Origin of the sequence: Nocardia amikacinitolerans NBRC 108937 (assembly GCF_001612615.1) — a bacterium.
In the GTDB taxonomy this organism is placed as follows: domain Bacteria; phylum Actinomycetota; class Actinomycetes; order Mycobacteriales; family Mycobacteriaceae; genus Nocardia; species Nocardia amikacinitolerans.
In genome coordinates, this window is record NZ_BDAU01000008.1 from 102,870 (window position 1) to 123,506 (window position 20,637).

The window sequence follows — 20,637 nt, forward strand, 5'->3', positions numbered from 1 at the left end:
CGATTCCGGACCCCGCGCCTGAGTTCCCGGTTCAGTCGCGGGAGCCGGAGACCTCCAATTCCCGGACCCCCGGCGACGCGGCCGGGTCCGCGCCGGTCACCTCCAGCCGGACGTATCGCGCGGAGAGCGGTTCGGTGAGCGCCCCGCTCGCGGGATCGGCGGCGACCGTGGCCCACTCCCGCCCGTTCTCGGACACCGCGACCGACGACGCGACCGGCGCGGGATCGGCCCAGCGTGGCAGCACCCGCTCGACGCGCGCGGCCGCGCCGAGATCGACGGTGAGGCTGCCGTGCGCGCCGTCCGGCGCCCATCCGGTCGCGGTGCTGCCGTCCACCGCGGCGTCCGGATAGCGGCCCGGCTCGGTGGAGCTGCTGGTGACCGGACGGCAGCGGGCGAGGTTGCCGGTGGGTGCGAGATCGGGACGGCGGGTCTCGATCGTCACGGGCGCGCCGGGCGCGACGGTGTCCGTACCGGACGGCGTCCGCAGGGGCATCGGCGCACCTCCGGTGAGCGTCACCGTCGTGCGTTCGGCGCCGATCTCCGCGTCGAAAGTGCGCCCCTGCCAGTGCATCCCGCGGATCGTCATGCCGCGTTCGAATTGCGGCGGCAGCGTCGGGTTCACCTCGACGGCGTCGCCGCGCAGCCGCAGTCCGAGCAGGCCGCTGGTGAGCGATTGCAGGAAGCCGCCCGCCGCGGTGGCGAACGTGAACGCGGGCGCACCGGCCAGCGGGTCGCGCGCACCCGCTTTCGCGCCGCGTGCCTCGGCGAACTGCGCGAACGGCGGCCGCACGAACGGACGCGCCGCGCGGTCGAGGAAGGTGTTGGTCGCGCAGCCGGGTGCGCCGAGGTGCGCGGCGTCGATGGCGTGCACCGAGTCGGTCATCGCCGGGCCGTCGGGATCGGTTCGCGCGGAATAGTATTCGAGGACCCGGGTGGCGACGTCGGTCGGCATCGGCCATTCCAGCGGGTAGATGAGCAGCACGGTGTCGGCCTGTTTGATGGGAGTGCCGGTGTAGCCGTCGAATTGGGCGAAGACGCCGTTCGCCGCGTCGAACGGCATGCGAAGACCGTCGGCGACGGTGGTCCACTCGGGCGGGTGTGGCGCGCCGAGGATCTCGGCGGCGCGCACCGCGTTGCGCAGCGCGAGCGCCGCGACCGCGTTGGTGTAGACGCCGTCGTCGACGCCGTTGCTGTACTCGTCGGGGCCCGCGACATCGCGCAGCGAGAAGCTGCCGTCCGGGTTGGGTGTCACGCGCGCGGCCCAGAATTCGGCGACCGCGCTCATGATGGGCCAGACCCGGTCGCGCAGATATCCGGCGTCGCCGGTGGCGAGGTAGTACTGCCAAGCGGCCAGCGAGATGTCGCCCTGGAGATGAATCTGATTCAGGCAGTGCGGCGGATCCCAGCTGTGGCATTCGTCGAGTTCGCCGTCCGTCGCGCTGGTCCACGGGTAGAACGCGCCGGGGAAGCCGAGTCGCCGGGCGTTGACCTTCGCGGCGGGCAGCGTCCGGTACCGGTACTCCACAACGGTTTTCGCCAGGTCCGGCGCGAAATGCAGGAGGGCGGGGAACATCCAGATGTCGGCGTCCCAGAACACCGCGCCCGCGTAGTTGTCGCTGCTGAGCCCGACCGGCGAGAGGCTGTTGTCCTGCGAAGGATTGCTCGCCGAATACAGCGAATACAGCGCGCCGCGCGTCCACGATCGCACGTCGGGTTCGCCGGGGATCTCGACCTCGCCGCGCCACAGGCCCGTCCACACCGCGGTGGTGTCCGTCAGCAGCGCATCCCAGCCCGCGCTCGCGGCACGCCGCGCGGCGGCCAGTGCGGAGGCGGCCGGATCGGCCGAGGTGCGCCCGGTGTCGACGCCGACGAACTTGGTCGCGGTGTAGGACTCGCCCTCCCGCACCGAGATCCGGGCCTGCTGGCTCGCGGTCAGGTCGTCGAGCGGCGGCGCCGGCGAGATCGCCGCGTCCGGCCCGGCGTCCAGAACGGACACGACCGAACCGGCGATTACCGTTCCCGCCGTGCGGAATCCGACGCCTACGGTCGCTTCGCCGCGCTGGCCCGCGCCGGTCGGCACGATACGGCGGGCACCCGCGCCGTCGAGCAGATCGGTCAGCACCAGTTCGCCGGACCAGCGCGGCCGTAGGCTGAGGCGCACCGCGCCGACGTGCTGATCGGAACGGGCGGCGAACACGTCGTATACCAGATCGGTGGCCCGCCCGTCCGCTGTCGTCCAGGTCGCCCTGGTGCGGACCAGTCCGCAGCGCAGGTGCAGGGTCTGCTCGAAGTCGGTGATCCGCGCGGCGGGGGTGGTGGGGGAGTACGTCTCGTCGCCGACGCCGACCAGCAGGCCCGACCAGTTCGGGATGGCCGCCGCGACCTCGCGGTCGTCGGCGACGTCCGGGCTGTGCCCGTACAGACCGGCGACGAACGCGCCGTCGTAGGCCGGGGTGTACAGCGGCCAGCCGGTGGGCTCGTCGGTGCCGACGTAACCCGTCCCGCGCGGCGGCACGCGCAGTCCGAGATAACCGTTGCCGACGAAGGGATGACCGTCGATCGGCGCGTCCACGTCGGTATTGGACGGCGCCCATCCGGCGGTCTCCGCGATGCCCGGGCACGCCGAGTCCGACCACTCGGCCTCCTCGCGCACCACCACCAGCGCCACCCCCGTCACCAGCGCCAGCACCGCCACCAAGGCGATCACGAGCAGTATTCGCCGGAAGGGCCGGGCCGAGAACGACATCGCACCTCCCGTCGTGCGCGGCGCGCACGCTCGATTCACTCGGACGACTCGTTGGCGGGCCGGGCCCCGCTCGGCCCGGTCTCGCGATGATGCCTGTGCACGAGGATTTCCCCGTTCCCGCCGATCGACACCCGGCGCGCGGATTCGCCGCGGGCATATCCTGTCGCCGGTTGTTCTCCATCGACCGCGGCCGCCTCGGCCGGGGAAGGCAGGCGAGGATGCGCGCCATCGCGTTCTACGAGTTCGGCGAACCGGAGGTGCTTCGGGTCGTGGACGTACCGGTCCCCGAGCCGACCGGCGCACAGGTGCGAATCGCGGTGCGCGCCGCCGGAGTCAACCCGGCGGACTGGAAGATCCGTTCGGGCGCATTGGTTTTCGGCGAGCCGACCTTCCCGCAGTTCCCGGGCGCCGAGGTCGCGGGTGTGGTGGACGCGGTCGGGCCGGAGGCGGCGGGCGTCGCCGTCGGCGACGAGGTGATCGCCTGGACGCGCGGCGGCTACGCCGAGTACGCGCTGAGCGCCGAAGTCGCGGCCAAGCCCGCGGGGCTCGCCTGGGCCGACGCCGCCGCGCTTCCGGTCGCGGTCAGCACCGCGGCGAAGGTGCTCGATCTGCTGCGACCACGGGCGGGCGAGACCCTGCTCGTCAACGGCGCGTCGGGGGCGGTCGGCTCGATGGCCGTTCAGCTGGCCCGCGCCGAGGGCGCCACCGTCATCGGCACGGCCGCGCCCGCCAACCAGGACCTGGTGCGCGCGCTCGGCGCGACGCCGACACCGTACGGCGACGGGCTGGTCGAGCGGGTGCGCGCGCTCGCGCCGGGCGGTGTCGACGCGGTGTTCGACGCCGCGGGTCACGGCGTGCTGCCCGCCGCGATCGATCTGCGCGGCGGCACGGATCGCATCGTCACCATCGCCGACGGCGCGGCCGCCGACTTCGGCATCGCGTTCCCGACCGGTCCCGGCCCGCGGTCGGCCGCCCTGCTCGGCGACGTGGCGCAGCGACTCGCTCGCGGCGAATTTCGCCTGGCAGGCGCGGCGCGCGTCTTTCCGCTGACCGAGGCGGCCGCGGCGCAGCGGGAAATGGAGCACGGCCGCGGACCGGGGAAGGTCGTATTGATCGTCGAGTGAGCCGGTCGTAATTAGGCTGGAACGATGCGACTGCCTCGGATTCGCAAACCGACGCCACCGCCAGGATTGGCCAGCAGTCTCGACGTCTGGCTGGTCGGCAGGAGCGCGCGAGTACGCCCGACGCCCGCCGACCGGATGCTGCGCGGTCTCAGCACGAGCGCGAACCACAACCGGCTCTGGCTCGGCGTCGGCGCGGGCCTCCTCCTGCTCGGCAACCGGCCGCTGCGCCGCGCGGGCGCGCGCGGACTGCTCGCGGTCGGACTCGCCAGCGGTATCGCCAACGGCATCGCCAAGCCGCTGTTTCCCCGCCGCCGTCCGCCCGACGAATCGGTGCCGTTCGTCCGTCGGCTGGTCCGGCCGCCGGTGTCCTCGTCGTTCCCCTCCGGACACGCCGCCTCGGCGGCCGCCTTCGCCACCGGCGTCGCGCTGGAGAGCCCGGCGACGGCCGCGGCGATCGCGCCGGTCGCCGCGGCCGTCGCCTACTCCCGGGTCCACATCGGCGTGCACTGGCCCTCCGACGTGGTCGCGGGCATGCTGCTCGGGACCGGGGTCGCACTGGTCACGCATCGGTGGTGGGCGGTGCGCCCCGACGAACCCGCGCTGCTCGGCCACGCCGAGCAGGTCGACCCGGTGCCGCACGGGCGCGGCCTGCTGCTGGTGACAAACCCGCTCGCCGGAAGCGGCAACGGCGCGCTCGCCTCGGCGCAGCTGCGCGCCGGGCTGCCCGCGGCACACATCGTGCAGATCGATCCCGACCGCGACCTCGACGACCAACTCGGCGAACGGCTCGACCGCGCGGACATCACCGCGCTCGGCGTCTCCGGCGGCGACGGCACGGTCTCCTCGGTGGCCGAGATCGCGGTCCGGCACGGGGTGCCGTTGGCCGTCTTCGCCGACGGCACCCTCAACCACTTCGCCAGGGACGCGGGCGTCGACGATGCCGAGCAGACGTTCGCCGCGCTCGAGCACGGCACGGTCGTGCGGGTCGACGCCGCGGACGTGCGGTTCGACGAGGACGGCTCGCGCGTCTTCGTCAACACCGCAAGCCTCGGCGGCTACCCCGACTTCGTCCAGCTGCGGGAGCGGTGGGAACAGCGGCTCGGCAAATGGCCCGCCGCGGGCATCGCGATGATCCGGGTCCTGCTCGGCGCGCAGCCGCTGCACACCGTCATCGACGGCGCCCCGATGGCCATCTGGATGCTGTTCGTCGGCAACGGCCGTTACGACCCGGCCGACCAGGTCCCGATGTCGCGACCCGAATTGCACCGCGGCACCCTCGATGTCCGCTACCTGCGCGCCGACGTCCACTTCTCCCGCACCCGCCTGATCTGGGCCACCCTCACCGGCACCCTCGGCAACTCGGCCACCTACGTCCGCAAGGAAGTGCCGCGCCTCGAAGTCCGCGTCATCGAGGACTCGGTCTCCCTCGCCACGGACGGCGAAGTGGATTCGCGCGGAAAGCATTTCGTCTTCACCAGCCGCCCGTCCGCGTTGGCCCTTTTCCGGCCTCCGGAGGAGTAGCCGCGACCCATTTGCGTGTCCCCGCCCGCGCGGTCGGTTTTTGATCTAGCGTGAGCCACGGGTCGACGCCGAGAGGGGCCGTGGGATGCGAACGGGGATGCTGGGGCTGGCGGAGTTGCGGGAGCGGGTCGAGTCCGGTGAGCTCGACACGGTGCTGGTCGCGATGACCGACATGCAGGGGCGGTTGCAGGGGAAACGGTGCGCGGCACGGTATTTCGTCGACGAGGTGCTCGACCACGCGACCGAGGCGTGCAACTATCTGCTCGCGGTCGACGTCGAGATGACGCCTGTGGACGGGTATGCGATGTCGTCCTGGGACAACGGCTACGGAGACTTCGTGCTGCGCCCGGACCTGAGCACGCTGCGGCTCGTACCGTGGCTGCCCGGCACCGCGCTGGTGCTCTGCGATGTCGAACAGGTGCATCCGGAGGGCACGCCGGTGGCCGCCTCGCCGCGCCAGGTGCTGCGCAAGCAGCTGGACCGGCTCGCCGAACACGGACTCCGCGCGTACGTCGGCACCGAACTCGAATTCCTGGTCTTCGACGACAGTTACGAATCGGCCTGGGAGCGCGGCTACCGCGACCTGCGCCCCGCCAATCAGTACAACGTCGACTACTCGATGCTCGGCACCTCCAGGATCGAACCGCTGCTGCGCCGCATCCGCAACGAGATGGCCGGTGCCGGAATGTATGTCGAGTCGGCCAAGGGTGAATGCAATCCAGGCCAGCACGAGATCGCCTTCCGCTTCGACGAAGCCATGGTGACCTGCGACAACCACAGCATCTACAAGACGGGCGCCAAGGAGATCGCGGCACAGGACGGCCGCAGCATCACCTTCATGGCGAAATACAACGAGCGCGAGGGCAACTCGTGCCACATCCACCTGAGCCTGCGGAACGAGGCGGGTGAGCCGGTGTTCGCTGGCGACGGCGAAGGCGGCGCCTCCGCGCTGATGCGGCACTTCCTGGCGGGCCAGCTCGATTGCCTGCGCGAGTTCACCTACTTCCTCGCACCGAACATCAACTCCTACAAGCGTTTCGTCTCGGGCAGCTTCGCGCCCACCGCGCTGGCCTGGGGCAGGGACAACCGCACCTGCGCGCTCCGGGTGGTCGGCACGGGCGCCTCGCTGCGGGTGGAGAACCGGATTCCGGGTGGCGACGTGAATCCCTATCTCGCCGTCGCGGCTTCGATAGCGGCCGGGCTGCACGGCATCGAGCGGCGGCTGCCGCTGGAGCCGGAGTTCCACGGCAACGCCTATCGTTCGCAGCGTCCCAGGGTGCCGAGGACCCTGCGGGAGGCGGCACGGCTGTTCGGCGAGAGCGCCGTGGCCCGCACCGCGTTCGGCGCGGAGGTGGTGGAACACTATCGGAACGCGGCGCAGGTGGAGCTGGACGCCTTCGACGCCGCCGTGACCGATTGGGAGCGAACCCGTGGATTCGAACGACTCTGACCCCGCCGCCCCCCGCCCCGTCATCGGGCTGCCGACCTACGTGGAGCAGGCGCGATTCAGCACCTGGGATACCCGATGCGCGGTGTTGCAACACGATTACATCCACATGGTCGACCGGGCGGGCGGTATCCCGGTGCTGCTGCCGCCCGTAGGAGAGCCGCGACCCGAATTGATCGACCGGCTCGACGGCCTGGTGCTCACCGGCGGGGCGGACATCGACCCGGCTCGCTACGGCGCGCGCCTGACCGATGCCGCCCTCGGCTACACCCGAGCGGACCGCGACGAATCCGAGTTCGGCCTGTTCACGCTGGCCCGCGCGGCGGGTGTGCCGATTCTGGCGGTGTGCCGCGGGCTGCAACTGGTCAACGTGGCGCTCGGTGGCACCTTGATCCAGCACCTGCCCGACGCGGTCGGTCACGAGGGGCACTCGGGCGGGAGCGGGTCGTTCGACGTCAACGAGGTGCTGACCGAGCCGGGCACCCAGCTGGCGGCGCTTGCCGGGCCGCGGCTGGAGGCGCATTGCCACCATCACCAGGCGATCGACGACCTCGCGTCGGGACTCGTGGTGAGCGCGCGCTCGGGCGACGGGTCGATCGAGGCGGCGGAACTGCCTGGCGAGCCGTTCCTGATCGGCGTGCAGTGGCATCCCGAGGCCAATCGGGCCGATGATCGTCTGATGCGGGCACTGGTGGCCGCGGCCGCGGCCTATCGGCGGGCACGAGTCGGGTGAGAGGAGCGGACGACATGGCGGCAACCCAGGTGGTGAACCCCGCGACCGAGCAGGTCGTGGCGACGGTGGAACCGACGGACGCGGCGGCGACCGACGCCGCCATCGAGCGCGCGCGACGGGCGGCGTCGGAGTGGCGCGAGGTCGCGCCCGGTGACAGGGCCCGGCTGCTGCGTCGCTTCGCCGAAGCGGTCGACGCCGATCTGGAGCGGCTGGCGCGACTGGAGGTCGACAACGCCGGGCACACCATCGGCAACGCCCGCTGGGAGGCCGGAAACGTCCGCGACGTACTGCATTTCGCGGCCGGGATGCCGGAGCGTTTGTCCGGCAAGCAGATTCCGGTGTCCGGCGGCTTGGACGTCACGTTTCAAGAGCCGCTCGGCGTCGTCGGTGTCATCGTGCCGTGGAACTTCCCGATGCCCATCGCGGCGTGGGGATTCGCGCCCGCGCTCGCCGCGGGGAACGCGGTGGTGCTCAAGCCCGCCGAGCTGACGCCGCTGACCGCGCTGCGGCTTGGCGAGCTGGCAAGGGAAGCCGGCCTGCCCGAGCACGTCTTCCAGGTGCTGCCGGGCAAGGGTTCGGTGGTCGGACAGCGGTTCGTCACCCATCCCGCGGTGCGCAAGGTGGTGTTCACCGGGTCGACGGAGGTCGGCAAGCAGATCATGGCGGGCTGCGCGGAGCAGGTGAAGCGGGTGACCCTCGAGCTGGGCGGCAAGAGCGCGAACATCGTGTTCGCCGACGCCGATCTGGAGAGGGCGGCCGCCACCGCGCCGTACGGCGTGTTCGACAACGCGGGGCAGGACTGCTGCGCGCGCTCGCGAATCCTGGTGCAGCGCAGCGTCTTCGATCGATTCCTCGAATTGCTGGAGCCTGCGGTGCGCGGCGTGCGGGTCGGCGATCCCGGCGCGGAGGACACCGAGATGGGCCCGCTCATCTCGGCCGCGCACCGCGAGCGGGTCGCCGCGTTCGTGGAGCCGTCGACGAAAGTGGCTTTCACCGGCCATCGTCCGGAGGGTCCTGGGTTCTGGTACCCGCCGACCGTCGTGCTGCCCACCGCGCCGACCGACCGGGTGCTCACCGAGGAGGTGTTCGGTCCGGTGGTCGCGGTGCTTCCATTCGACGACGAGGCGGAGGCGGTGCGCCTCGCCAACGACACCGAATACGGCCTGTCCGGCTCCATCTGGACCAATGATCTCGGCAGGGCGCTGCGGGTCTCCCGGGGCGTCGAGGCCGGAAACCTGTCGGTGAACTCGCACTCCTCGGTGCGGTACTGGACACCGTTCGGGGGGTTCAAACAGTCCGGCCTCGGCCGCGAACTCGGACCGGACGCCGCGCTGGCGTTCACCGAGACCAAGAACGTCTTCATCGCGACCCAGTGATCCATCGAACCCACGTGATTCACCGCACCGAGAAGGAGATGCGTTGCAGCGCTTACAGGATCGAGTAGCCGTCGTCACCGGCGGCGGCAGCGGGATCGGGCTCGCCACGGTGCGCCGCTTCGCGGCCGAGGGCGCCAAGGTCGTCGTCGCCGACATCGACGCCACCGCGGGCGAGGCCGCCGCCGCGGAGGTCGACGGCCTGTTCGTGAAGGTGGACGTCACCGACGAGACGCAGGTTCGGGACATGTTCGAGGCCGCTGTCGCGGCGTACGGCGGACTGGACATCGCCTTCAACAACGCGGGAATCTCACCGCCGGAAGACGATTCGATCCTGACCACCGGCATCGAGGCGTGGCGGCGTGTGCAGGAGGTGAACCTGACCTCGGTCTACCTGTGCAGCAAGTACGCCATCGAGCACATGCTGGTGCGCGGCAAGGGCTCGATCATCAACACCGCCTCCTTCGTCGCGGTGCTCGGCGCGGCGACCTCGCAGATCTCCTACACGGCGTCCAAAGGCGGCGTGCTGTCCATGAGCCGGGAGCTCGGCGTCCAGTTCGCCAGGCAGGGCATCCGGGTGAACGCGCTGTGCCCTGGTCCGGTGAACACCCCGCTACTTCAGGAGCTGTTCGCCAAGGACCCGGAGCGCGCCGCGCGCCGCCTGGTGCAAATCCCGGTCGGTCGCTTCGCCGAGCCGGAGGAGATCGCGGCCGCCGTCGCCTTCCTCGCCAGCGACGACGCCTCGTTCATCACCGCCTCGCAGTTCCTCGTCGACGGCGGCATCTCCGGGGCCTACGTCACGCCGATCTGAGGCGTTCCACCCGATCGGACGGGCTGTTCGAGCCCGTCCGGGCCGCTCCGTCGGTCACGTCACATTCGAAAGTGTGTGACGACAATCACATTCGTTGCCTGCCGTGCAGGTAGCTGGGTGTGCGCTCTTCGGTGGAGCGGGTCCGCCGCTGTTTGGTCCTCCCGAAACCTGGGTATCGGTTTGTTCCGTGCCCGGCCCATCTTTCCGGGGTGGGCCGGACGGACGAATCGAGGCTCGCCGGGACGGGCCGGTGAGGAGGCGGGCGTGACCGATCGTGGACAGGACTCGACGCGTCTACGGCGTTCGGTGGCCGCGTCGGCCATGGGCAACGCCACCGAGTGGTTCGACTACGGCGTGTACGCGGCGACGGCGACCTATCTCACCGACGCGTTCTTCCCCGGCGAGCTCGGCACCCTCGGCACGATGCTCGGCTTCGCCATCTCGTTCGTGCTTCGCCCGCTCGGCGGCATGGTGTGGGGTCCGCTCGGCGACCGCCTCGGCCGAAAGGCCGTGCTGGCCACCACGATCCTGCTGATGTCGGCCGCGACCGGCGCGATCGGCCTGCTGCCGACACACGCCTCGGTCGGCGTGCTCGCTCCGGTGCTGCTGATCGCACTCCGTGTCCTGCAAGGCTTCTCGACGGGCGGCGAATATGGCGGCGCGGCAACGTATTTGGCGGAGTGCGCGACCGATCGGCGGCGCGGCTACCTCGGCAGCTTCCTGGAATTCGGCACGATGGCCGGTTTCGTCGGCGGTTCGGCCGTTGTGCTCGCCTGTCAGCTGGCGCTCGGCTCGGACGCCATGCACGACTGGGGCTGGCGCATCCCGTTCCTGCTCGCCGTCCCGCTCGGCCTGACCGGCTGGTATCTGCGCGCCAGGCTCGACGAATCGCCGGTGTTCCAGGAGGTCGCCGAGAACCCGCACCCGCCGACCGGGCTGCGCGAGCTGCTCACCGGCTACCGACGCGAGATCCTCACCCTCGGCGGCCTGGTGATCGCGCTCAACGTGGTGAACTACACGCTGCTCACCTACCAGCCGACCTACCTGCAGAAGACCGTCGGCATGTCGGAGTCGGCCACCACCGCCATGATGCTGACCGGTCAGCTGGTGATGATGCTGGTGCTGCCGCTGTTCGGCATGGTCTCCGACCGGGTCGGCAGGCGGCCGATGTGGTTGTTCTCGCTGATCGGTCTCGCGGTGCTCGCGGTGCCGATGTACTGGCTGATGGGGCAGGGCACCGCGTGGGCGATCATCGGTTTCGTCGTGCTCGGCCTGCTGTACGTGCCGCAGCTGTCCACCATCAGCTCCACGTTCCCGGCGATCTTCCCGACGCACGTGCGCTTCGCCGGTTTCGCCTTCGCCTACAACGTCTCCACCGCGGCGTTCGGCGGCACCGCGCCGCTGGTGAACGAGGCCGTGATCGGATCGACCGGGTGGGCGCTGTTCCCCGCCGTGTACATGGTCGGCGCGTCCCTCATCGGGCTGGTCGCCTGGGCCTACCTGCGCGAGACCGCGGGCACCTCGCTGCGCGGCACCAAGGTGCCCGATGCCGACAGCGCACCGCTCCCAGCGGTGGCGCAGCCCGCGACCTGACGCGGGTCGCTATTCCTCCTCGAGTTCGTCATCGGTCGGCCAGTCGTCGGCGACGATCAGTCGACCGGTGCGCAGCATCTCGTCGTACTGTGCGGCGATCAGTGCGGCCGGGTAGGTCGGCCAGTACGAGACCGCGCCGGTGGCCTTGTCGATGACGCTGACCGTCCCGCCGATCACCGGCGGCGGTAGTGGTGAACTGTTTTCCGTAATCGGTCCTCGGACCGCGACGACGACGAAGCCGCCGTCGAATTCCGTGACCCGGTGCGTTATTTCGCTGCCGTGCTCCGTGACGGACAGGTACCGCGCGGCGATCTGTTGCGCCGCAGCGAGATCCACCGGCGTGGTCGCCGAGGTGGGGTAGGCGTGGACTTCCATGGTGCGGTGGCGGGATCGACCGGCGATCGACCGCCTGCTCCTTTCGTCGTTGCTGTGCAAGAAGATACGCCGCCCGCCGTGTGGTGATCGTCTCATTCGAACTGGACCGTGGCCAGCATGGCGCGAGCCAGTTCTTCCGGGTCCGTCGTGTCGGCCAGCGCCGAATCCGTCAGCGCCCCCTCTCGCCACAGCGCCGCGAAGCCGTGGACCAGCGACCAAGCGGCCAGCTGGGTGGCGCGTTCCCGTCCGTCGGTGCGTTCGGGGCGGAGGTCGGCGACGCCTGCGCGCAGCGCGGCGCCGGAGCGGGTGCGCGCGGCCCGCAGCTCGGGGTCGTCGGCGCGCAGCAGGTCGCGGCGGAACATCACGTCGAAGTGTCCGGGATGGTTCAGCGCGAAACGGACGTACGCGACCGCGACGTCGCGGAAATCGGGTCCGGCGCCGTCGAGCTCCGAGCCGAGCAGGTTGTAGCCCTCGGTGGCCAGCGCGGTGAGCAGGCCGGCGCGATCGCCGAAGTGGTGGGCGGGCGCCGCGTGAGAGACGCCCGCGCGCCGTGCGAGCCCGCGCAGGGAGATCGCGTCGACGCCGTCGGCGGCGATTTGTTCGGCCGCCGCGGTCAGCATCGCGGTGCGGAGATCGCCGTGGTGGTAACCGCTCTTCGCCATGACTCGATAGTGGCCGACAATCTTGTCATTGACAAGTTCTCGGCGTCGGCTTTAATCTTGCCAGTGTCAAGATTGGTTCGTGTCCTACCTCGGGAGATACTCATGGCCCCCTTCGTCGTCCTCGCCGCCGTCACCGCGCTTGCCCGCCTTCTCGGCTGGTTCCTCGACGTCACCTGGCTCGACTCATGGTCGGACGCAGTCCGTTTCGGCCTCGCCGCCATGTTCGCGCTGACCGCGAGCGCGCACTTCCTGCAGCCGCGCCGCTCAGCGCTGATCGAGATGGTGCCGCCGCAGTTGCCCGCCGCGCCCGCCCTGGTCACGTTGACCGGCGTGCTCGAAATCGCGGGCGCTGTCGGCCTTTTGATCCCCGCCACCGCGGACCTGGCGGCGGCAGGCCTCGCGGCACTGCTCGTGGTGATGTTCCCCGCCAACGTGTTGGCCGCGCGAAAAGGCGTGGGCGTCAAGACGATGCCGCTCCCGCTGCGCACCGTGTTGCAGGTGGTGTTCCTCGGGGCGACCGCCCTGGTGATCGCCGGGTAGTTCGAATGCCACTGCTGCGCCAGGGTGCCGGGCGGCAGCCGATGTTCTCCGCGGGATGCGCGAGAGACCGCCCGGACGCGGTTCGGCCGACACCGGAGAGGATGTAGCGATGTCCCTCACGGTTCCCGGCGGGCCATACCTCCCGCCGGCGCACGACGGCGCGGACAGCCCGCGCGAACATCCGGGCGAACTCGATCGCATCGCGCATCGACTGGTGCTGGCGACCACCGCACGCAAGACCGGTGTGCCGCCCGGAAACCCCAGGGGCGCAGAACTACTCGGGCTGAGCGCGCGGGACTTCGATGCCGATCTGCGGCAACTGCTCGAGCTGTCTCGGGCGTGGGCGCGTATGCGGGCTTAGGGGATGCCGTCTATCGAAAGCGCCCGGCCGACCCTGTACCCCCCTCCTGGAACAGGCCCGGCCGGGCTGAAATAAACAATGCCTTGGGGGGCTTGACAGCGGCTTAAAGGGGACTTAAGGGGTCAACCGCGGGGGAATTGGGTGAGGAATTCGGCGTTGGACTTGCTCTGCCGCAGGCCTTCCAGCAGAAGCTCGGTGGCGTGGTTGCCGTCGACGGCGGCGAGGGTGCGGCGCAGGTGGTGGGTCGCGGCGAGTTCCGCTGGGGTGAGCAGGAGTTCGTCCTTGCGGGTGCTGGACTGGGCGATGTCGACGGCGGGGAAGACGCGGCGGGCGGCGGTGGCGCGGTCGAGTTTGAGTTCGGCGTTGCCGGTGCCTTTGTACTCCTCGAAGATCACCGTGTCGGCGAGCGAGCCGGTTTCGACCAGGGTGGTGGCGACGATGGTGAGCGAGCCGCCGTTCTCGAAATTGCGCGCGGCGCCGAGGAAGCGCTTGGGCGAGGCGAGTGCGGCGGCGTCGACACCGCCGGAGAGGACGCGGCCCGAGCTGGGCGCGGCGTTGTTGTAGGCGCGGGCGAGGCGGGTCAGCGAGTCGAGCAGAACCACCACGTCGCGGCCGGTTTCGGCGAGGCGTTTGGCGCGTTCGACGGCGAGTTCGGCGAGTGCGATCTGATCGCCGGGTGAGCGGTCGAAGGTGGCGGCGGCGACATCGGCGGGGACCGTGCGCGCGAGGTCGGTGACCTCTTCCGGGCGCTCGCCGACGAGCACGAGCATCAACTCGCATTCGGGGTGGTTCTTCGCGATGCCGTGCGCGATGGCTTGCAGCACAGAGGTTTTGCCCGCCTTGGGTGGTGCGACGACCAGCGCGCGCTGGCCCTTGCCGATCGGCATGACGAGGTCGGTGACGCGGGTGGTCAGCTCGTGCGACTCGGTTTCCAGGCGCAGGCGCTGATTGGGGTAGAGGGGTACCAGGTTCTCGAAGACGGGACGCTTGCCCGCGTGCTCGGGGGTCTGGCCGTTGACGGTCTCGACGCGGAGGAGGGGGTCGAGTTTCGCGCCGTGCCGGGATGATTGCCCGTTGGCCCGAGCCGATTGCGCGTCGCGTCGGACCGATTGCGCGTCGCGTTCGGTCGATGACGTTACGCGCTGGTCCGGTTGCGCATCACGCTCGACCGATTGCGCGTCGCGCTGCGGGGGCCGCGCCAGTCCGGTGACGAAATCACCTCGGCGCAAGTGGTTCTCGCGGATCAAACGAGGAGCGACGTGCAGGTCGTTGTCGCCGGGAAGGTAGCCGTCGACGCGCAGAGTCGCGGTGTTGCCGACGATGTCGAGGATGCCGGAGACCGGGCGTTCGGCTTGGTCGTCGTGCATCGATGAATGCTGAGAAGTGTTGTTTTTCATCGGTTTTCCTTACTGGGATGCAGGTGAGGGAGATGGCGAAAGCCATGAGTGCGGTAGAGATCGCTCAACCGCGACTCGGAATCGGCGCTCTGCGTCGCCGGTGCGGTTGAGTGGGTCCCGTTCATCGCGAATCCGATATCGCGGAAAAGGGGAGATCCGAGTTCGTCCGTGGGAGACATCGTCTACAACCACCGACAGCGCCGAGGCTACCCGCCGCGATTCGATTCGCGCAAGGATGAATCCATCGAGTGCGCGTCACGTCTCAGCTCGGACTGGCTACTCGACCCTCGCCGACCTGCTGCTTCGGCGATCCGCCTGCGCGGCAGATCAGCGGCACGCATCGAAGTCGGCGCGCAGCAGATCAGCGGCGTGCACCGGGTCGGGGCGCAGCAGGGCGGCGACCACGGTCGGCACCGCAGACGTAATTCGGGCGCCGCCGCATGGGCTCGCGGTGGGTGGTGCCGAGGTCTCTCCGGCGCTTGGTAATCCCGGCTGCCATTGCCGGACCTGCTTCGAGTCGATGGCCTAGGGCTGATGTCGTGGTAAGCGGCCGAAATTCGGCGCTCGGCTTGCTCGGCCGGTCTCGTGGCACAGCCGATCGACGGCGGCTATCGTTGCTGCGCAAAAGCTTCCGCATTCAGCGCAGCGGCATCGCCCCGCCGCGCGCAGGGGGCGAACCACCAAAGAGGCGAGCTGACGCTCAGCGCAGTACGCGTGGTCCTACCCGATCTTTGCCAACGCGGTCGGAATGCTCTCGCGGACGATCGTCCGCCTCCCTCAACGACCCGCGTCGGAACAATATTCCCGCCGCCGTTACCGCGGTACCCACCCGACCGCGCGGCGCGGTCCAGAGGCGAGCACGCCGGGCTCATCCGGCGCACGACCGGTGAAGCAACTCTCAGAGCACGGCCTGCGTCTGCGTCACCTTCGCGACGAGCTTGTCCGCGTCGTCGCGAATCTCGGTCTCGACGACGATGAACGAGCGTCCCGCGTGCAACGGTCGCGCGCTGGCGACGGCGTGGCCGGAGCGCACGGCGCGCAGGAAGTTGGACTTCGACTCCACCGTCGTGGTGCCCTGCTTGCCCTCGGGCAGATTGAGGAAGGCGCACACCGCGCCGGTCGCGTCGGCGAGCGACATCAGCACGCCGCCGTGCAGCATGCCGCCGAGCGTGCACAGCGACTCGTCCCAGGCGATCCTGCTGCGCACCAGTTCGGGGCCGTGCTCGAGCACCTCGACGCCGAGCCGCTCGGTGAACGGCATGGACTGGTGGAAGAGCTTGGTGCCGGTCTCGTCGATCATGCCGATCATGCTGCCGTCCGGTGGCGCGCCGGTCGATTACCCCGGAGGTAATCGGCGTCGATCCACGCGCGGTTGGCGCGAATCCGCGCGTCCGACGGGGACGCCGAAACAGGCGGGATCAGAAGCCGAACGAACCGGTGGGCGGCGGGGACTGCACCATCCGCCACGCGCCGCAGTTCACGGTCTTGAAGGCGACATCTGTCTGCTTGATCTCCACGCGGACCGGGCTCAGCCGGGTGAAGTTGTTGGCGATGATGTTTTGCATATTGGTGTTGTCGCCCTCCACTTTCCACAGCCTGCGCCAATCGCAGCCGTAGGCGGGGTCGGAGGCTCCCGGCGCTTCCCATATGCCGGGGAGGATATCGACGCCGACCATGTAGAGGCCGTCGCCCGCCATGTAGTTCGCGGGCTCGGCGGCCGCGGTTCCGGCTCCGAACAAAGTCACGGCGGAGGCCATCGCCCCCGCGATCACGAGCATGCGCATGCGCTGTGTCTCCTCGATATTCGCGCCCAACTGGACGGCTGACCTGCGAAGATCCCCGCATCTTCGTGGCCAGATCTACCAGAGTCCGTCGCGAGAGCGGGGGTATTCGAGAGATTTCTGTCACATACACACCGCGTCCGCACGAATTCGCCGTAATCGCTGATCGGTGTGTCATCGGCTCGAACCGCCGCGATATGGATGGTGTGAGAGGTATTCGATCATTGGGTGCGCTCACGGAGCGGCGGCGTACGTGTGGCGCCCATTGTGCGGGCTTGTGCACCGACGAGGGTTTGGCTCGAGTACTCGCCGCCGATCGGGGGCTGCTGCACTGGCGCGCGCGGCGCGGTCTGGGGGATGCGGGCTTGGCGGAGCACGCGGTGCAGGAGACGTTGCTACGGGCTTGGCGCTCGTGTTCCCTCTTCGACGCGCGCCGCGGCAGCGTGCGCACCTGGCTGCTGGCCATCGAGCGCAACGTCATCATCGATATCGCGCGCGCCCGCGCGGCGCGGCCGTTCGACATCGCGTGGGACGAGATCGGCGACACCGGCGGGCCGCCGATCGCGGACCCGGATTTCGCCGACGGGCTGATCGACGGCCTGCTCGTCGCCGAACTGCTGTCCAGGCTGCCCTCGGCCCAGCGCGAGGCCGTCGTCGAGGTGATCCTGCGCGACCGCGCCTACCGGGAGGTGGCCGCGGACTTCGGCGTGCCGGTCGGCACCGTGAAGACCCGCGTGCACTACGCGCTGCGATCGCTGCGGCAACTCCCGCGCGGCGCCTGATCCCGGCGATCCGGTTCACGTTCGAACACTCGGTCCCCTTACCGTGGTCGGCAGTGTCCGAACCAGGCGGGGAGTTGACCGATGCCGACCGAAGACCGCGGTGACCTCCGAATCGACCGACGAACCGCACTGGCGGGCGCCGGTGTGGCCGCCGCCGTAACCGTGGGCGCCTGCGCTTCCGCCGAACCGTCCGCGCGCGAGGTCACGCCGGGCACCGAGGTCGCGAAGGTGGCCGACGTGCCGGTCGGCGGCGCCGTGATCGCCGGCGGCACCGTGGTCACCCAGCCGCGAGCCGGTGTCTTCCAAGGCTTTTCGGCCGCATGCACGCACCTCGGGTGCACTGTCTCGAAGATTCAGCGCGAGACCGTCGTCTGCCGCTGCCACGGCAGCGCGTTCCGATTCGACGGCACGGTCGCCACCGGACCCGCCGAACGACCGCTCGCGCCGCGCGCCGTCCGGGTCGACGGCGACCGCATCGTGACCGCCTGACGGGCGATCGGTTCGACCGAAGGCGTCGGCGAGTCGGTCGGCGGGACCGAATGTCACCTTCGATCGGGACTTGCCCAGTGGTCTGCCTGATGTAAGCCGATTGCCGCTCGGCAGCCCTTTTGTGGCGGTTCTGGTGCCTCTGACCAGCCTAGATATTGCCAGCAACCTAGGTAACAGTTCGGTAACTGGACTTGCCTCGCCGCGCGCCGCGTTGCAAGAGTGAACCACTGGGTTTGGTGTTACTAGTGGGAAGGGAGGGGTGCTCCGTCCCGGGGCGCCGACCGAACATGAAGCCAAGCATCATCAAGGCCGGTATCTCCACCACCGTCACGGCCGCGGTGACCGCCACTCTCGCCGGGCTGTTCCCGGTCGCCGCGACGGCCGCACCGGCCGCGCCGGAGATGGCGGGCAAGCTCGCAGGCAAAACGGTTTTCCTCGACCCCGGCCACCAGGGGTCGAATCACTCCGAGGACCTGGGCAGACAGGTGAACAACGGACGCGGCGGCACCAAGGACTGCCAGACCACCGGCATGACCTCCGTCAACGGCGTACCCGAACACACCATCACCTGGAACGTCGCTCAGCTGGTCAAGACCTCGCTGGAGAGCATCGGCGCGCAGGTCGTGCTCAGCCGCCAGGACGACAGCGGCTGGGGCGGCTGCGTCGACGAACGGGCCCGCGCGGCCAACCAATCCGGCGCCGACGTGGCGGTGAGCATCCACGCCGACAGCGCGCCGCCCAATCTCCGCGGCTTCCACCTGATCGTGCCCGCGCTCCCGGTGCCCGACCCCAAGGTCGATCAGGTCCAGTCCGGGCCGGGTCTGGCCGTGACGAAGGCGGTCCGTGACGCGTACCTGCAAGCCGGATTCCCGGCGGCCACCTACGCCGGGGTTCAGGACGGATTGCAGACGCGCTCCGATATCGCGGGACCGGCGCTGACCGCGGTGCCGAACGTGTTCCTCGAAATGGGCAACGGCGCCAACGCGGAAGACGCCGCGCTGCTGGAGAGCCCCGACGGTCAGCTGAAACACGCCATCGCGGTCACCACCGGAGTGGTGAGCTACCTGCTCGGCACTTCGCCAGCGACGAACGGATCGGCCACCGACCTACCCGCCTCGGCGCCCGCGCAGACCGCGCCCGCGGAGGTTGTTCCCGCGCAGTCGGCACCCGCGGAAACCGTTCCGGCGCAATCCGTCCCCGGACAGCAATCCGTCCCCGCCCAGCAGTCCGCGCCCGCGCGGTCCGCGCCGTACGGCTCCCCCGAGGACAACGGCTCGCCGGAGAACGGCACGCTGGAAGACGTTCCCAACGGTTCGATGCCGAGCCCCAACGGTTCGGTCCCGCAGGCGCAGGCCCTGCCGGGCACCGTAGATCCGTCGACACCGGGCGGTCAGTCGAACCTGGGTTTCGACCAGGGCACTCAGGCGAGCCCCGGCAGCCGGTTGACGCCGAACAGCCCGTCGACGCCGGGAACCTACGCATTGCCCGGCACCTACACACTGCCCGACAACCCGTCGACACCCGGCACCCAGTCGACTCCGGACTACCGGTCCAACTCGGAGACCCGCACGCTCGGCGTCCTCGCGAACACCGTGCTCGAGATGCTCATGCCGCTGGCACGGACGCTCGGCATGGACGACACGATGATCACCGCGGAGCTGATCAACCTGGCTTACACCCTGGCCAGCACCCTGTTCGGCCCCGCGAAGTAATCGCATCCGCCACCGAACGCCACCCGATCCGTCGGGTGGCGTTCGGCCGTTCCGACGCCCTTCGCGCGCCGACTATGGTGGTCCGGGTGGCTGACCGGATTCCTGTGCTGATCGTCGCCGGCTTTCTCGGCTCGGGGAAGACCACCCTGCTCAACCACCTGCTACGCAACAATCGGGGGACCCGAATCGGCGTCGTCGTCAACGACTTCGGCGCGATCAACATCGATTCCATGCTGGTCGCCGGGCAGGTGGACGCGATGGTCTCGCTCGGCAACGGTTGCGTCTGCTGCGCGGTCGACGTCACCGAGCTGGACGAGCTGTTCACCCGGCTGGCGCAGCCGAGGGCGAACATCGATGTGATCGTGGTGGAGGCCAGCGGTCTCGCCGAGCCGCGCAACCTGATCCGCATGGTGGTCGGCAGCGACAACCCGCGCATCCGCTACGGCGGTCTGGTGGAAGTGGTCGACGCCGAACAATTCCCGGCAAGCCGCGAGCGGCACCCCGAACTGCTGACGCACCTGCGGCTGGCCGATCTGGTCGTGGTCAACAAGGCCGATCGGGTCGGCGCCGCCGAACTGGAGACGCTGCGCGGCGAGATCACCGACCTGGTCGGCACGGTCCCGGTCTACGCGACCACCCGAGGACGCATCGATCCGGGCCTGCTGTTCGACGAGCCGCTGCGCGCGACCCGGCGCGGCGCCGAGCAGCTGAGCTTCGACGAACTGCTGGCCGAGCACGACCACGAGCACGACGACGAGCACCGCCACCTGCACGACGACTACATCAGCGTCTCCTTCACCAGCGAGCGGGAACTGGATCCGCGCAGGCTGATCGACTTCCTGGAGGACCCGCCGCCCGGCTTGTTCCGCGCCAAGGGCTTCGCGGCGTTCGGCGTCGCGGCCGAGCGCCGGAAGTTCCTGCTGCACATGGTCGGCAGGCACATCGTGTTCGAGCCCGGCGCGTGGCGGCGCGGCGAACCGCGCACCAGCCAGTTGGTGCTGATCGGCGCGGGCATGCCGTCCGAGCCCACGCTCTCCCGCTTGCGCGAAACCGTGCACAACGCCGACGATTTCCTGGACGAGCGAGCGATGCTCGGCGTGTGGCGGTACACACCGCACTGAACGTCGCCGCGGATTGGCGCGTTTTACCGCGACCTGGCGCGTTCGGCGCTTCCCAGAAGGCCGAGTTGT

At 69.9% G+C, this 20,637-nt stretch carries 18 protein-coding genes and 1 pseudogene; 13 read left to right on the forward strand and 6 right to left on the reverse strand.

Going from position 1 to position 20,637, the window contains the following annotated elements; translation table 11 throughout:
* Positions 1-31: 31 nt before the first annotated feature.
* Positions 32-2,746, reverse strand: coding sequence for a discoidin domain-containing protein (locus tag NAM01S_RS07535; protein ID WP_067781460.1), 2,715 nt, complete (start codon positions 2,744-2,746; stop codon positions 32-34).
* Between the two features lie 218 nt (positions 2,747-2,964).
* Between NAM01S_RS07535 and NAM01S_RS07540 the strand changes: the two genes are divergently transcribed.
* From NAM01S_RS07540 to NAM01S_RS07570, 7 genes are all read left to right on the forward strand, one after another.
* On the forward strand, positions 2,965-3,870 hold the full coding sequence (locus tag NAM01S_RS07540) for an NADP-dependent oxidoreductase (RefSeq protein WP_067781739.1): 906 nt from the start codon (positions 2,965-2,967) through the stop codon (positions 3,868-3,870).
* Between the two features lie 24 nt (positions 3,871-3,894).
* Positions 3,895-5,391 carry a bifunctional phosphatase PAP2/diacylglycerol kinase family protein gene (locus tag NAM01S_RS07545; protein WP_084482611.1) on the forward strand — a complete coding sequence of 499 codons (1,497 nt, stop codon included), beginning with the start codon at positions 3,895-3,897 and terminating at the stop codon, positions 5,389-5,391.
* An 85-nt stretch (positions 5,392-5,476) separates the two neighbouring features.
* Complete coding sequence (locus tag NAM01S_RS07550; RefSeq protein ID WP_067781465.1) at positions 5,477-6,841, forward strand: glutamine synthetase family protein; 1,365 nt, start codon at positions 5,477-5,479, stop codon at positions 6,839-6,841.
* Positions 6,822-7,571 carry a gamma-glutamyl-gamma-aminobutyrate hydrolase family protein gene (locus NAM01S_RS07555; RefSeq protein WP_067781468.1) on the forward strand — a complete coding sequence of 250 codons (750 nt, stop codon included), beginning with the start codon at positions 6,822-6,824 and terminating at the stop codon, positions 7,569-7,571. Before NAM01S_RS07550 ends, NAM01S_RS07555 begins: the two co-directional genes overlap by 20 nt.
* Before the next feature lie 14 nt (positions 7,572-7,585).
* Entirely contained in the window at positions 7,586-8,947 is a 1,362-nt protein-coding gene (locus NAM01S_RS07560) for an aldehyde dehydrogenase family protein (RefSeq protein ID WP_067781470.1), read from the forward strand.
* 43 nt (positions 8,948-8,990) lie between these two features.
* A complete protein-coding gene (locus NAM01S_RS07565) occupies positions 8,991-9,755 on the forward strand; it encodes a 3-oxoacyl-ACP reductase (protein ID WP_067781473.1) in 765 nt (254 codons plus the stop codon).
* A 321-nt stretch (positions 9,756-10,076) separates the two neighbouring features.
* Positions 10,077-11,348: an MFS transporter gene (locus NAM01S_RS07570; RefSeq protein ID WP_174554784.1), complete on the forward strand. Its 1,272-nt coding sequence runs from the start codon at positions 10,077-10,079 to the stop codon at positions 11,346-11,348.
* A 9-nt stretch (positions 11,349-11,357) separates the two neighbouring features.
* On the opposite strand, the gene NAM01S_RS07575 is transcribed toward NAM01S_RS07570, so the two are convergent.
* Together NAM01S_RS07575 and NAM01S_RS07580 are read right to left on the reverse strand one after the other, a co-directional pair.
* Positions 11,358-11,819 carry an SUKH-4 family immunity protein gene (locus tag NAM01S_RS07575; RefSeq protein ID WP_157107632.1) on the reverse strand — a complete coding sequence of 154 codons (462 nt, stop codon included), beginning with the start codon at positions 11,817-11,819 and terminating at the stop codon, positions 11,358-11,360.
* Positions 11,816-12,385 carry a TetR/AcrR family transcriptional regulator gene (locus NAM01S_RS07580; protein ID WP_067781479.1) on the reverse strand — a complete coding sequence of 190 codons (570 nt, stop codon included), beginning with the start codon at positions 12,383-12,385 and terminating at the stop codon, positions 11,816-11,818. Before NAM01S_RS07580 ends, NAM01S_RS07575 begins: the two co-directional genes overlap by 4 nt.
* A 102-nt stretch (positions 12,386-12,487) precedes the next feature.
* Between NAM01S_RS07580 and NAM01S_RS07585 the strand changes: the two genes are divergently transcribed.
* Together NAM01S_RS07585 and NAM01S_RS07590 are read left to right on the forward strand one after the other, a co-directional pair.
* Entirely contained in the window at positions 12,488-12,925 is a 438-nt protein-coding gene (locus tag NAM01S_RS07585; RefSeq protein WP_067781482.1) for a DoxX family protein, read from the forward strand.
* Between the two features lie 109 nt (positions 12,926-13,034).
* Positions 13,035-13,286, forward strand: a complete 252-nt coding sequence (locus tag NAM01S_RS07590; RefSeq protein ID WP_067781485.1) for a hypothetical protein — start codon at positions 13,035-13,037, stop codon at positions 13,284-13,286.
* Positions 13,287-13,408: 122 nt separating this feature from the next.
* Here the strand turns inward: NAM01S_RS07590 and rho are convergent.
* The 3 genes and pseudogenes from rho to NAM01S_RS07605 all read right to left on the reverse strand — a co-directional run.
* Positions 13,409-14,653: pseudogene (gene rho / locus NAM01S_RS07595) on the reverse strand (transcription termination factor Rho); the annotation flags it as partial.
* A gap of 928 nt (positions 14,654-15,581) precedes the next feature.
* Positions 15,582-15,983, reverse strand: a complete 402-nt coding sequence (locus NAM01S_RS07600; RefSeq protein WP_067781745.1) for a PaaI family thioesterase — start codon at positions 15,981-15,983, stop codon at positions 15,582-15,584.
* A gap of 118 nt (positions 15,984-16,101) precedes the next feature.
* On the reverse strand, positions 16,102-16,467 hold the full coding sequence (locus NAM01S_RS07605) for an Rv1352/Rv1906c domain-containing protein (RefSeq protein WP_253798567.1): 366 nt from the start codon (positions 16,465-16,467) through the stop codon (positions 16,102-16,104).
* Between the two features lie 272 nt (positions 16,468-16,739).
* Between NAM01S_RS07605 and NAM01S_RS07610 the strand changes: the two genes are divergently transcribed.
* From NAM01S_RS07610 to NAM01S_RS07625, 4 genes are all read left to right on the forward strand, one after another.
* Positions 16,740-17,246 (forward strand): sigma-70 family RNA polymerase sigma factor, encoded by a 507-nt coding sequence (locus tag NAM01S_RS07610; protein ID WP_067781488.1) that lies wholly within the window; start codon positions 16,740-16,742, stop codon positions 17,244-17,246.
* 81 nt (positions 17,247-17,327) lie between these two features.
* Positions 17,328-17,735, forward strand: coding sequence for a QcrA and Rieske domain-containing protein (locus tag NAM01S_RS07615; protein ID WP_067781491.1), 408 nt, complete (start codon positions 17,328-17,330; stop codon positions 17,733-17,735).
* Positions 17,736-18,022: 287 nt separating this feature from the next.
* Positions 18,023-19,447: an N-acetylmuramoyl-L-alanine amidase gene (locus NAM01S_RS37180; RefSeq protein WP_067781494.1), complete on the forward strand. Its 1,425-nt coding sequence runs from the start codon at positions 18,023-18,025 to the stop codon at positions 19,445-19,447.
* Positions 19,448-19,521: 74 nt separating this feature from the next.
* Complete coding sequence (locus NAM01S_RS07625; protein WP_067781751.1) at positions 19,522-20,568, forward strand: CobW family GTP-binding protein; 1,047 nt, start codon at positions 19,522-19,524, stop codon at positions 20,566-20,568.
* Positions 20,569-20,637 lie beyond the last annotated feature (69 nt).